Origin of the sequence: Microcystis sp. LE19-131.1A, assembly GCF_027532015.1 — a bacterium.
Classification (GTDB): Bacteria; Cyanobacteriota; Cyanobacteriia; order Cyanobacteriales; family Microcystaceae; genus Microcystis; species Microcystis ichthyoblabe_A.
In genome coordinates this window covers 1-12,622 of record NZ_JAPZSS010000041.1, presented here as the reverse complement: position 1 = coordinate 12,622, position 12,622 = coordinate 1, and the positions used below count along the sequence as shown (strand labels likewise).

Genomic DNA, 12,622 nt, shown 5'->3' with positions numbered 1-12,622 from the left:
AATTCATCCAAGCTTATTCGTTCTGGTGCTTCCCACTCTTCCTTTTCTAGTTCTTTAGCACAGTGATTAAATATTAACTCAACTTCTGACCATCCTAACCCTTCTTCTCGACTTATTTCTTCGATGCTACAATTTTTTACTCTCTCATAAATCATCGATTCATAGCGAATTGTATGATGCTGTCTTAATCTCATAAAACTCAGTCTTTCGCTGATATACTTTTGGCACTTTTGACAATGAAACTGGCGGCGTGGTACTTCTAAATATACCGGATTGCCTAATATTGACAAATCTCTGACTAGATTATACTCTGTCTGATTGATTCTGCCCAAGGTTTGATGGCAATTCGGACATTCAATTGTTTCATTTAAAAGAGCGAGCTTTAGGAAAATTGTCTGAGCAATTTTTTGATAATTGACCACTGTTACATTTGGTAAATCGAGGAGTTGATCAAAATTTATCCACATAACCCACCTCCTGTTCTGTTTTACTATTATATACCATGCTCACACAGAACCTAGAAGAGCCATGATTGGTTATCTGCTATGAATAATAAGCTGTCCGTGTATTTAAACTGCTTGTTGAGATGAGACAAGGGGCAATAGTAAAGGGATTGGGGGAGATTGTTGCTAATCTAAGGATAGGCGGTTAAAATGCGTCTTAGCTTATAATACCCAACTGGCAAAGCATTAAACCACCATCACTGCTACCGAATCACCAGCGCCTTTGTTGAGTATTCGACCCAATTACCCTAAAAATTCTATTCACCCCTAAATTCTGACTTTTAAATGAGGCTGAGGTCGATTTTTTAAGCATTATTGACCTTCTCACCTCTAAGAGCCGAAAATAAACAGAGACGACCTAAACCCAAGATTGCTGGTGAGAAGTTTTCCTGACTGGGTGCCTCTAGATGGCAGCCAGCAAATTCTTGCTGAATTTCTGTTAGAAAATAGGGCCAAATGGTTAAGAAAAAATTACCGCTAAAAATTATTTGATCGATATCTTTAAGACTTTTTTGCTGTTTTTCTAACAAATCATTAACTTTTTGTCTTAAATTATCTAGATATGGCATAATGACCTTCTTATTTAAATCCAGGCGACTGACCGTCCAAGTATGACCAGCTAGAGAGGAGGTAAATTCGCTTTCTTCTTGCAGGATTAATTTAGTTAATCTAGCGGCTGCCAGTAAAGATTTTTTTAAGGGATTAGTATCGGTGAGATCGGAGAGCGAAAGGGGTAAAAAAGAACGCCAGAGAGGATAAATTAACTGAGAGAGTATGGCCTGTTCATAGGTGTTTTCCCCGTAGTTAAAATGGCTTAGAGCGATCGCTTGACGGGATAAAGAGCAAGTTTGCCGTGGTACTTCCAGCAGCGCTAAAGTGGTAGTCTCTCGTTTACCTTCGATCACCAGTAGGGTTTGGGGTTGGGGTTGGTCGCTAGTGGGAATATAGGCCAGAGCAGTAGCGATCGCTGTTTCCAGACTAGAGAGGCGATCGGGGGGTATTAGTTGCGCTGTGAGAAGGGCTTTTTTTAGGTCATCCGTGGGGGTTTCCCCGTCATCGGTAATAATAATAGCTTCTAATCGCTCTAGGGCTTCCCACAGCCAAGAATCGGTGCTAAAATCCCGATTAGATAGCCAGCTAATTAGATATTCTTCCACCTGAGAGCAGGGTAAGAGATCGCTCGTTCCCGTTGCTAGACTCCAAGAAAGAGGATAAAAATCGATCAATCCTTGGCTTTCCCGAAAAAAGACGATTTTCACCCCTGGTGGTTGTACCTCCATTCCCAGAGACCAACGGACAACTTCAGGGGTTCGATCGGGGGATAATAAAGGAAAAAGAAGCGCTTTGGCCGATTCTAAATGTTGACGAGTGGCGATAATTGTCTCGGAAGTAACTTCTTGCGGGTTAACTAGAGATGAAATCACCTTGGCAAGAATCCGATCGATCTCGGTCAGTAGAGAGGAAAAATCCTGTTTATCGGTCACTAGATAAATAAAAATACCCACAACTGTCTATTGTAGAATCACTCACTTGAAACGAACAAAATTTAAATATTAAACTATGGAAGAAAAACGCTATCCTGCCGAAAAATCGGCAGAGATTCAAAAATTATTGGATACAGCCACCTTATTGGTCGGTTTACCCCCTGAAACCATCGATAAAGTTACTTCTCATGTTGTCACCCGCACTCATCCCCCTAATCGGGCGATTTTATTAGAAAATGATTGGGGGGGGTCAGTTTACTTTATTCTGGATGGTTGGGTGAAAATTCGTACTTACAATATGGATGGCAAAGAAGTCACCTTAAATATCCTCGGTAAAGGGGAAATAGTCGGAGAAATGGCCGCTTTAGAAGAATCTACCCGCTCCACCGATGCTATCACCTTAACCACGGCCACAATTAGCAGTATTCCCGCCCAAGATTTTGTTAATCTGCTCAAATCGGAGCCTTTAGCGGGAATTCGTCTTTCTCAGTTAATGGCCAAGCGTTTGCGTCAAGTTAACCAGCGTTTACGTTTGCGCGAGGCCGATAGTCTCTCCAGAGTCGCCGATACTTTACTCTTTTTAGCCGAAGGTCAAGGAGAAAAAAGCGGTCAGGGTGCGATAATTCCTAATTTACCTCACCGGGAATTGAGTGGTATTAGTGGACTGGCCCGGGAAACCGTGACCCGATCCTTGACTAAATTGGAGAAAAAAGGCCTGATTCAACGAGAGCAGGAATCTCTCTGTATTCCCGATCTGGCCGCTTTAGAAAAAGCGATCGCCTAAATTCAGTGATCAGTGATCAGTTATCAGTGATCAGTGATCAGTTATCAGTTATCGGTTATCCTACTAAAATCTGGTTATTAAAGACTGATTATCTATTCCTCCTATTGCCTGTTGCCTGTTGCCTTTTGCCTATCCTGATATGTAGCCTATACTCAACGGATTTAGTATGACCGAAAGATTAACCAGTTTTGGAGTGGTGCTGGTGACAACGGCCAGCGAAATGGAAGCGGAACACCTAGCGATCGCCTTACTTAACGAGCGCCTGGCCGCTTGTGTCAGTATTTACCCGATGCGTTCCATTTATCGTTGGCAGGGACAGATTGAAAACGAGCGCGAATGGCAATTAGTGATTAAAACCGATTTAAAGCAGTTTGAGCAGTTATCGGCGAAGATACAGGAACTTCATACCTATGCCGTCCCAGAAATCATCGCTTTACCGATTGTGGCGGGTTCTCAGACCTATTTAGACTGGTTAGCCTCCCATACCAGTGGGGTGTCAGAATAGACCAATCGGCAACTTGAGCGAAAAAAATCTATATAATTCTTAATAAACTATCTCAGGAAGCGCAAAAAGTTTTAATCTAGATGCTGATTAAATGTTTAAACATCTGGTTTTAAGACCGATCGCCTCCACGATTGGAGAACTCAGCACATCGTCAAGGGAGATAGTTAAAATCCAATGAGTCTTAAGGCAAGCGGTGGCAGCTCCTTAGCGCGTCCCCAACTCTATCAAACCGTCCCGGTATCTGCCATTACCCAAGCAGAACAACAAGACCGCTTTCTCGATAAACCCGAACTCAACGAACTAATCGCCTACTTCCAATCGGGGAGCAAGCGTTTAGATATTGCCCAAACGCTCACCCGGAACTCCGATTTGATCGTCTCGCGGGCAGCTAACCGGATTTTTACCGGTGGTTCCCCCATGGCCTACCTAGAAAAACCCCCCGTGGAAGAATTGGCCCTGGTGGGTGCGGGTAAAATGATCAACGTCCAGGAAGGGATGAAATTAGGAACCGTTACCTACGCTGAAAGCGGGTCTGGTGGCGGTGGTGGTTTCCTTGGTGGTTTAAAAGGGATTTTCGCCTCTAGCGGCCCGATTCCCCCCGGATTCCGACCGATTAACGTCTCTCGTTACGGTCCGAGCAATATGCAGAAGTCCCTCCGGGATTTATCCTGGTTCCTGCGTTATATTACATACGCGATCGTGGCCGGTGATACCAGTATCCTGATCGTTAATACCCGCGGTTTAAGGGAAGTTCTCGAAAATGCCTGTTCTATTGATGCCACCATCGTGGCCCTACAGGAAATGCGGGCCGCTTCGATCGAGTATTTCCAAAGAGACAAGGATGCGGCCACTTTAATCAGTGACTATTTCAATATCCTACTGGGGGAATTAAAAGCCCCCACCCCCTCTAATAAACTGCGTCAGCGTCCCAGTAGTGACCAACAGGGTTTAAGTCTTCCCCAAAGCTACTACAATGGCGCCGAAAAACGACAAAAGTTTGTCATGAAAACCGGTTTATCGGAGTCGGAAAAATCTTCGATTATCAAGGCCGCCTACAGACAAATTTTTGAACGGGACATCACCCGCGCCTATAGTCAGTCCATTTCTGACCTAGAATCGAAGGTGAAAAACGGCGACATCTCGATGAAAGAATTCGTCCGTCGTCTCGGTAAATCGCCTCTCTATCGTAAACAGTTCTTTGAACCTTTTATCAATAGTCGCGCTCTAGAATTGGCTTTCCGTCATTTCCTCGGTCGCGGTCCTTCCTCCCGGGAAGAAGTGCAGAAATACTTCTCGATCGTCTCTAGCGGCGGTTTAGGGGCGTTAATCGATGCTTTAGTCGATTCTCAGGAGTATTCCGACTATTTCGGCGAAGAAACCGTTCCCTATCTCCGGGGTTTGGGTGCAGAAGCACAGGAATGTCGTAACTGGGGGATGCAGATCGACCTGTTTAACTACAGCGCACCTTTCCGCAAAGTTCCCCAATTTATCACCACCTTTGCTAAATACGATCGCCCCTTACCGGATCAGCACGTTTACGGTTCCGGAAATGATCCCCTAGAAATCCAATTTGGGGCAATTTTCCCGAAAGAAACCCGCGAACCTAGTTCTAGTCCCGCTCCCTTCGGTAAAGATAGCAAACGTATCCTCATCCACCGCGGACCGGCGACTAATAACCAAAATAGCAACCCCGGCGCCCGAGGTGAATTCCCCGGTACTTTAGGACCGAAAGTTTTCCGTCTCAATAACGAGTTACCCGGTTCTAGCAATGGGGTAAGCGTTAAATTTGGCGAAAGTTCCACCCAAAGAGTGATTTTAGCGGCTTATCGTCAGGTTTTCGGTCGAATGCCCTACGAAGGTCAGCGTTTATCCGTGGCCGAGATTAAGTTAGAAAATGGCGATATTACTCTGCGCGAGTTTATCAAAACCCTAGCTAAATCCGAGGCTTTCCGGAAAATCTACTGGACTCCTCTCTATGTGGTGAAAGCGATCGAATATATTCACCGTCGTCTGCTCGGTCGTCCCACCTACGGTCGTCAGGAAATGAATCAATACTTCGATCTTTGCTCGAAAAAAGGCTTCTATGCTTTAATCGATGCCATTATCGACAGTCCTGAATATACGGAAGCTTTTGGCGAAGATACGGTTCCCTACGAGCGCTATCTAACTCCCCAAGGGATGCAGTTACGGATGGTGCGTTTGGGTAATCTCCGCGAAGATATCGGCCAAAGAGTTGATAAAGAGGAAACCCCGCGCTTTATTGAATTGGGTACACCTTCGGTCTCGATTCGCACTGAACCGGATATTCAATCCCGTGTCGGTCAAGGTGTCACGGTTCAACGGGAACAAACTAAGATCTTTAAACTGTTAACTAATCTGGATAAAGTTGCCGTACAAAATACTGTTCGCGCTGCCTATCGTCAGATTTTTGAACGGGATCTCGAACCCTATATCATCAATGCCGAATTTACCGCTTTAGAGAGTAAATTAAGCAATGCTGAGATCACGGTGAAAGAGTTTATCGAGGGTTTAGGTGGTTCGGATCTTTACCTGAAAGAATTCTATGCTCCCTATCCGAATACGAAAGTAATTGAATTGGGAACCAAGCACTTCTTAGGTCGCGCTCCCTTGAATCAAAAGGAAATCCAGAAATATAACCAAATTCTGGCAACTCAGGGATTAAAGGCCTTTATTGGTGCCATGGTTAATAGCATGGAATACCTACAATTATTTGGTGAAGATACGGTTCCCTATCGTCGTTTCCCAACTCTACCGGCTGCTAATTTCCCCAATACGGAACGCTTATACAATAAGCTGACTAAACAGGATAGTGAACTGGTTGTTCCCAGTTTTAAACCAGTAGTTAAGGTCGGTGGCTAATTAGTCCTTGAAGTTAGTTAATTTAGCTCGTGTTTAACACGAGCTTTTTTTTAGTTTAGTACCCCAAAGCTAACCCATCGGACCGAGGTTCGCAATTTGCCGGATAATTTGACCCTTGCCAAAATGGGAGGAATCTGCGATCGCTACCTGATGGACTCTGGCGGTTAATACTGGGAATAATTCGGGGGCTGCACCCCTTTCTAAAAGTACGCTATTTCTCCGTAAAAATCGCCATCTAGGGGCATCAAGGGCGGTTTGAGGATTGAAATGATGGTCAACCATGTTTACCGCCATTTATCGGGGGACTTGGGGGGCATAGGTGCGCCCATCAAAAGTGCCATTATCCCAAGGGAGAAAACTGACGACAAAAGTTTCATCCCCCTAAATCCCCCTTAAAAAGAGGGACTTAAATTGATCATTCGATGTGTAATTTTCACCCGCGAGAATTGGCATAACTTACTCGTTTAAAACTACAGTTTTTTTCGGGTAAACGACAATAACGACATTCCGAGGGGTGAGGTTGCCGAGGGGGAAAATCGGGACAGGTAAAAGAGGAGAGAACTTGCTGAAAATGAGTGATAAAATCTCGATCGATCCGTTGATTAGGTATATCGATAATTCGATCGGGATAAATCAAACGTCCGTGGGGAATTTGACCCTTGCAGAGGGATTTTGTTTCCGGTGCGTGGGGGAGTAGAAGCATATAGAGGAGGATTTGGTAAAGATGGGAGGTTTTTTCCCGTCCACTTTTGCAGTCCTCCACCACTACCCAATTATCCTTAATTGCGACGATATCAGGACGACCAGCAATACAGATAGAATAGGTTTTTCCTTTCACTTTAAAGGAGTTAGCATTCTCCACATTAACGCTAAAACCCAGATTTTGTAATTCGATCGATCTTTGTATAACCATTTTGTCATGATCGCTGCTATCGAAGTCGCTGGGAAGCAAAGAAATATGATAATTTGTCGGCAACCAATTCCCATAATGACAGTTTTTTTCTTTGGCCATCAGTTGCGCTACACGAGTTACCCAAGCATAGGGAGTTAACCGTTTTTGAGATTGGGAGGGAATTAGATTCGTCGCTTTATTGGTCTTGGGTGAGACATTCTGATTAAGAGCCATATATTTACTCATTCAAAGTTTATATTGCGATAATATCGGCATTAAAATCAAATTTCGAGAGCAGATCACCTCAAAATTAAGTGAGGTGAAGTGAGGTAATCTGAGCTTGTGGATAAAAATTGATCTGGCTATATTGATAAATGTTAACCTGATGGGAAAGCTAAAGAATGAATAGCCTCAATGCGATCGCTATGACTAAAGCTAAACTGGCAACAAAGGGTATTTCTGCAACCAATCAAGGCAAAATTCGACTCAGAGAAGCGCAAACAAGAAAAGAAGGCAAAAAGTTAACTTATGAGCGTATTGCTGAGAAAGTTACTACAAGTAGAAGTACCGTAGAGCGATTTTTTAACGGCAAACCTATCGAAATAGCTACTGCGAAGGGAATAGTCGAACTTTTAGGATTAAAACTAGATGATGTAGTGGATTCTAGTCATTTACAGTCATCAGAACCAGTTTTGGAAGAAGCGCAGCAGCAAACTATTCTCCATGAAGTCTTTACAAAAATGCTCGCAGAACAAATTAAACGCATGACCTCAAATCCTTTAACCGTAGGGGATGATATTAATTTAGAGCGAGATAAAATGTATGTTCCTTTGGGATTAATAGAACGGATAAAAAAACCTAGAGTTAAGGATAGGGAAGCGGAAAAAGGATCGAGATTGTACGATTTCCAAGAAGAAACCACCCGCAGATTTGAAAATGATCAGTTTTTCTGTGAGGTAATCGAAGAGGGAAAGAGTCCTAAAAGTGCGGGAAAACGGATCGCAATTATCGGTGAACCCGGTGCGGGAAAAACTACCCTACTACAGCAGATAGTTGATCGCGTTTCACAAACACATCCAGAAGATAGAATTATTTGGGTTTCTCTCGCAGATTTGCCAGGAGATAATTTAGAGAATTATTTACTTGACAAATGGCTAAAAGTAGCTTTAAAAACCTTTGAGGTTAAACCAGAATCAAAACGAGCATTAGTAGATATTTTCAATACCGAGAGAGTTTGGTTATTACTAGACGGACTCGATGAGATGGGGATTAATAACCCATTATTCTGGATTCGTAACCAGATTGAGCAAAGTTGGCTCGCTGCAGCAAGAATCCTGTTAACCTGTCGGTTGAATGTGTGGGATAATGGTAAGAATTATCTCGATAATTTCGATGTTTATCGGAATTTATATTTTGATGAGGAACAAGTTAAGGATTTCATTGGTCGGTTTTTTATCAATGATCATAAGCGTTCTTTACTGCTTCAAGGTGAGTTAAATAAATCGGGAAAAGAACCTATTCGAGATTTAATTAAAAATCCTCTCCAATTAACTTTACTTTGTTACGCTTGGCAAAGACGAGAGGGTACTTTACCCGAAACGAAAGCGGGTTTATATAAATGGTTTGTGGAAACTCTATACGAATGGAAATCTGAATATTTTCCCACTACATCGTCACAGCAAAAAGAGTTAAATCGTGCCTTGGGAGAATTGGCAAAGGCAGCAATTAATCAACCATCAAATCGTTTCCGCTTAAGTCGTGAGCAAGTAGTTAAATATTTGGGTGAAATCGATCAACCTTTAGGTAAATTAAAATTAGCTTTAGATATAGGTTGGTTAAACATCGTTGGGGTTGCTGAAGAAAATCCAGAGGAAGAAGTTTATGCTTTCTTTCATCCCAGTTTTCAAGAATATTTTGCCGCTTTGGTTATTGATGATTATCAATTTTTCTTGAATCATATTCCTAAAAATCCAGAACAAGGAGTCTATAGAGTTTTTGAAAATCAATGGACAGAAGTTATTTTATTATGGTTAGGACAGCAAAGTGATCAGATAATAGCTGAAAAAAATAAATTAATGGAGGAGTTGTTTAATTTTAATGATGGTTGTGGGTTTTGTAATTTTTACTGGTGTGTTTCTTTTGAAATTCTGATAAAGTTTTTAGGTGAATTCAAACAATATTGCAATTATGATAAAATTCTCACCAAGGCTATTCAAATAACTTTAGGTGAAATTGATATAAATACGGGGGAAATATATCGTTATCTTTATTGGATGGATTCATGGACGCTCTTAGACTTATTGGATGAGTTTGAAAAAGATAAATTTATTGCCACTTTAACAAACTATTGCTTGATTATCGAGAAGAACTGCAAACTGAATAAAGCAGAAAATCTGGCTCCTTTAGTTGGTTTTCTATTGAATTATGACAGTAGCAATCAATTAGGGATATCAATTGGTCTTCATCTATTGATAGATGAAGAACTAGATGATCTTTATCGTTCATATGTGCTATGGAGTTTATCGGAGCAGCCGCAAACAGGAAAAACTATTTCAGAAACTCCAGAGCTAATATCGATATTGTTAAAAAAACTCAATCAAAAACTGTGGGATATTATTCATAAAGCAAACTATCAAAAAAAAGATTATCTTTTTTTTCTAGAACATAAGGAAACCGTGGACTTTATAGAAAGATTAGCTATTACTAATCCATTAATTTTTGATAACTTTTTCCCCTTTCTTATGACTGAACCAGAATTTTCTAAAAACAAAGAAATAATAATCTATGAGATTTTAAAAAATTGGTATTTTTTGGACAATATCGCTCGCTGGAGTATTTGGTATGAAGAAAATATTTTCAATAAATTAGAACATAGTAAGATATTTGATAGTCAAGACAAAAAATCTTTATTAAATAAGCTAAAAAATTCAGACAAGGAATATCTTTTTGAATTAGACAGGGAAGGTGAAGACACAGAGCTTGAAGTACAATATGTGAAAATTTCAGAATTAATCGAAACATATACAAGTAATATTAGCATAGACTATTATTCCGAGGCTTTAGCATCTATAATTAAAGGTAGTTATCCAGATTATTTTGATCGAATTCCAAATCCAATTGAAATTGACTATGAAAGTATGTCTAAAAACGATGTACTATGTCTAATAATCAAGTCACTAAAAAAATATTTGACCGAAGCTTATAGCAGTTATGATAGAACAACTTTTGAAGAATCCTATAGAGTTTGCTGCCAATGTGTTCAACAGATGACCTATACCGAATTTTATAAAGCGTGGCACGGTCAAACTGAAAACAACATTCCTGAAGAACTACAATCGCAACACTTAGACTATATTCTCGAAAAAATTAAAACAAATAACCCCAATGTTCGCACTATTGATATTAAAACAATAAACCAAGAGACTAACCTCGATCGCCTTGCGAAAGGTCTTGGTAATCGTATCTTGACAAAATTAATTTCTCCGATTAATGATGTCTATCATTTAGAGTGGTGTCTCAAGACCGAAAACCCAAATCTTGCCCTAATTTTTTATGGTGATGATCCGAGGGATTCTTTTATTCAACTTTGCCGACTTATCAGCGATTTTGGTTCTATTGCCATAATCACAGATAAACCTATAGAACAGCCAATACAAGGATTTTTACCCAATCAAATTAACCTCGAAAATGCCTTACAAACTTGGCTAGAAAAAATGGTAAAATAAATTATTGATCCGAAAAATTTACCTAAGTATTATTCTTGAAAATGTTTAACACATCGGGGGCTAGGGATTGACTGGTAGTGACGGCAGCGCGAGGGGAAAAAATTAAACGACGTTGGGAAGGGTAGGGATAAAAGTTAGGATCGAAAACCATGGCAATTAGGGAAAAAGTGCGGGCGGTTTTTGATAGAATTAATGGTGCGAACAAGTGTATTAATCGAGAATTTCTCACCTTCCCCCATGGAAGTTGGAAGCATTAAGTCTCGGTGACTTCTAAACTGTCCACAATTGTCCGAAAGCTTTCTAGTCCAGCTTCGAGGTTTTCCATAATCTCCAAAGCCAGCACATCGGGGTCAGGCAGGTTGTCAAGGTCGGTTAAACTTTTATCTTTGAGCCAAAATATATCGAGGCTGGTTTTATCCCTGGCGATAATCTCATCATAGGTGAATTTTCGCCAACGTCCTTCGGGATTCTGTTCTGAATAGGTTTCGCTGCGTTGATGACGATTTTGGGGATGATAACAGGTGATGAAGTCCTGTAAATCGGCGGGTTTTAAGGGGTTTTTCTTGAGGGTAAAGTGAATATTGGTGCGGAAGTCATAAAACCAGATAGCTTTTGTCCAAGGGTCTTTAGCGGCGGGTTTATTATCAAAAAAGATGACGTTGGCTTTCACTCCCTGTTTATAAAATACGCCGGTGGGTAATCTGAGGATAGTATGCAGGTCGGTGGTTGATAATAGTTGTTTGCGGACGGTTTCCCCGGCGCCACCCTCGAAAAGGACGTTATCGGGGACAACCACGGCAGCTTGTCCTGTGCTTTTGAGCATGGAACGAATATGCTGGACGAAGTTGAGTTGTTTATTAGAAGTGGTTGCCCAAAAATCCTGACGATTATAGGTTAAGTCTTCTCTGTCCTGTTCCCCGTCTTCATTGGTAAAAGTTAGGCTGCTTTTTTTGCCGAAAGGGGGATTAGCAAGGACATAATCGACGCTAAGGGGAGAAGGAGCAATCAGAGCATCGGTGGAGGCGATAAAGCATTGCTCATCGTTAATATCGCCGATATTATGCAGAAACATATTCATCAATGCCAGGCGTCTTGTATTGGCGACGATTTCATTACCGTGAAAGGTGCTTTTTTTGAGAAATTCTTTCTGTTCTCGGTCTAAGGGATGATTTTTGACCAAAAAGTTATAGGCTGCCAGAAAAAAGCCGCCGGTTCCACAGGCAGGGTCAGCAATAGTTGCCATGGGTTGGGGACGCAAGCATTCTACCATGGCCCAAATCAAGGGCCGGGGGGTGAAGTATTGGCCGGCGCCGCTTTTGGTGTCTTCGGCGTTTTTTTCTAGAAGTCCTTCGTATATGTCGCCTTTGACATCCGTTTCCATCATCACCCAGTTTTCTTCATCTATCATGGTGATGATTTTGAGCAGTTTGGCAGGGTCTTGGATTTTGTTTTGAGCTTTGGTGAAGATTTGCCCTAATAAGCCTTTTTTTTGCCCTAATTCGCGTAATATGCCGAGGTAATGAGCTTCGAGGTCGGCCCCTCGTTTGCTGCGCAGACTTTGCCAGTCGTATTCAAAGGGGATGCCGATTTTACGATTATAGGGCGGTTTGGTGTATTCATCAGCCATTTTCAGGAATAGGAGGTAGGTGAGTTGTTCAAGGTATACTTTGCACGGCTGCAACTTGCATTTTTTACTCAAGGACAATAGTATAGTTTAAGAGTCATAATTAGAAGCAAAGCACTCATTAAAAACATGATTAACCTAGAATTCACGGAAGAAGAAAAGAACTCACTGTATTATGAAAGATTTCATCATCCTCATCCCCGGGTTCAACTGAAGATGGAAGTT

10 protein-coding genes are annotated in these 12,622 nt (G+C 41.5%); 4 read left to right on the top strand and 6 right to left on the bottom strand.

The features are described from left to right. Window positions 1-467 (bottom strand): transposase family protein (locus O9323_RS03725; protein WP_288124706.1); only part of this gene is annotated, 467 nt, incomplete at its 3' end. A gap of 341 nt (window positions 468-808) precedes the next feature. After that, window positions 809-2,008 (bottom strand): hypothetical protein, encoded by a 1,200-nt coding sequence (locus O9323_RS03720; protein ID WP_130756392.1) that lies wholly within the window; start codon window positions 2,006-2,008, stop codon window positions 809-811. 55 nt (window positions 2,009-2,063) lie between these two features. Between O9323_RS03720 and O9323_RS03715 the strand changes: the two genes are divergently transcribed. From O9323_RS03715 to O9323_RS03705, 3 genes are all read left to right on the top strand, one after another. Then, the gene (locus O9323_RS03715) at window positions 2,064-2,771 is read left to right on the top strand and encodes a Crp/Fnr family transcriptional regulator (protein WP_002732437.1); all 708 of its coding nucleotides are present in this window, start codon (window positions 2,064-2,066) and stop codon (window positions 2,769-2,771) included. A gap of 166 nt (window positions 2,772-2,937) precedes the next feature. Beyond that, window positions 2,938-3,276 (top strand): divalent-cation tolerance protein CutA, encoded by a 339-nt coding sequence (gene cutA / locus O9323_RS03710; protein WP_288124705.1) that lies wholly within the window; start codon window positions 2,938-2,940, stop codon window positions 3,274-3,276. Window positions 3,277-3,450: 174 nt separating this feature from the next. Continuing rightward, the gene (locus tag O9323_RS03705) at window positions 3,451-6,156 is read left to right on the top strand and encodes a phycobilisome rod-core linker polypeptide (protein WP_149107054.1); all 2,706 of its coding nucleotides are present in this window, start codon (window positions 3,451-3,453) and stop codon (window positions 6,154-6,156) included. A gap of 69 nt (window positions 6,157-6,225) precedes the next feature. On the opposite strand, the gene O9323_RS03700 is transcribed toward O9323_RS03705, so the two are convergent. After that, entirely contained in the window at window positions 6,226-6,438 is a 213-nt protein-coding gene (locus O9323_RS03700; RefSeq protein ID WP_080601728.1) for a gamma-glutamyltransferase, read from the bottom strand. 151 nt (window positions 6,439-6,589) lie between these two features. Further along, window positions 6,590-7,282, bottom strand: a complete 693-nt coding sequence (locus tag O9323_RS03695; RefSeq protein WP_004157990.1) for a PD-(D/E)XK nuclease family protein — start codon at window positions 7,280-7,282, stop codon at window positions 6,590-6,592. Window positions 7,283-7,449: 167 nt separating this feature from the next. Here O9323_RS03695 and O9323_RS03690 point away from each other — a divergent pair, with 167 nt between their 5' ends. Then, entirely contained in the window at window positions 7,450-10,773 is a 3,324-nt protein-coding gene (locus tag O9323_RS03690) for an NACHT domain-containing protein (RefSeq protein WP_288124704.1), read from the top strand. 22 nt (window positions 10,774-10,795) lie between these two features. Here the strand turns inward: O9323_RS03690 and O9323_RS03685 are convergent, their stop codons facing one another. Further along, window positions 10,796-10,978 (bottom strand): hypothetical protein, encoded by a 183-nt coding sequence (locus tag O9323_RS03685; RefSeq protein ID WP_043998324.1) that lies wholly within the window; start codon window positions 10,976-10,978, stop codon window positions 10,796-10,798. A gap of 48 nt (window positions 10,979-11,026) precedes the next feature. Next, window positions 11,027-12,400 carry an HsdM family class I SAM-dependent methyltransferase gene (locus tag O9323_RS03680; protein WP_288124703.1) on the bottom strand — a complete coding sequence of 458 codons (1,374 nt, stop codon included), beginning with the start codon at window positions 12,398-12,400 and terminating at the stop codon, window positions 11,027-11,029. Window positions 12,401-12,622 lie beyond the last annotated feature (222 nt).